Source organism: Bradyrhizobium sp. UFLA06-24, assembly GCF_054967145.1.
This window is the reverse complement of sequence record NZ_JADFUE010000203.1, coordinates 1-801: the sequence shown is the minus strand read 5'-3', so window position 1 is coordinate 801 and position 801 is coordinate 1. Positions and strand designations below refer to the sequence as shown.

Sequence of the window (801 nt, the reverse complement as noted above, 5' to 3'; positions counted from 1 at the left end):
GCATCAAGCGGCTCGTTCATAACCAGCTCGTTCGCCTCGGGAACAATCTCAACCAGCTTGTCCGGCATCTGCATCAAACCGGCGATCCCTTGCCGTCCGATCTCGAGCCGTTGCTCACCGATATTCGCCAGCTCATCTCGAGGCTCGGCTCATGATCGTTAAGGCTTCTGCCAGCGGTCATTCATTCAAGGGGCTCTCGACCTATCTGACACATGATCCGCAAGCCCAAACTGCGGATCGCGTCGCCTGGACGCATACCTATAACCTTGCCAACGATCACGTTCCGTCTGCGGTCGACGAAATGGTCTGGACGTATCGGGACGCCGAACTGCTTAAGCAGGAAGCCGGTGTACGCGGCGGCGGTCGCATGACCGAGCACCCCGTCAAACATATCAGCCTCAATTGGCATGCCGACGATAATCCGTCCCAGCAGCATATGATCGCGACCGCCAAGCATTACCTGCAATCAATGGGCTGGAGTGAACATCAGGCGATATTCGTTGCCCACAACGATAAGGCCTACAAACACCTGCACATCATGCTCAACGAGGTGCACCCGGAAACCGGCCTGCGCCTCAATACAAGCTATGAGCACGCCCGGTCGCAGAAATGGGCCGCAGCTTATGAGCGCGAGCAGGGCATCATCCGCTGTGAACAGCGCGAGAGAGCCCCTAACGACCGCGAACAATCAATGCCGAGAAATATGTGGCTGGCGTTCAAGAAAAATGAACAGCAATTTTTGAAATCCGAGCTGCAATTACGCGCACTACCAGAAACTCCCGAATATTCCGCCGAAGATCG

The 801-nt window shown here is 55.7% G+C and carries 2 protein-coding genes; both read left to right on the top strand.

The annotated features are described in order from the left end of the window. The first annotated feature begins 2 nt into the window (after positions 1 to 2). On the top strand, positions 3 to 155 hold the full coding sequence (gene mobC / locus IF809_RS38650) for a plasmid mobilization relaxosome protein MobC (RefSeq protein WP_462840091.1): 153 nt from the start codon (positions 3 to 5) through the stop codon (positions 153 to 155). After that, on the top strand, positions 152 to 801 hold a 650-nt coding region (locus tag IF809_RS38645), incomplete at its 3' end, for a relaxase/mobilization nuclease domain-containing protein (RefSeq protein WP_462840090.1). The genes mobC and IF809_RS38645, both read left to right, overlap by 4 nt.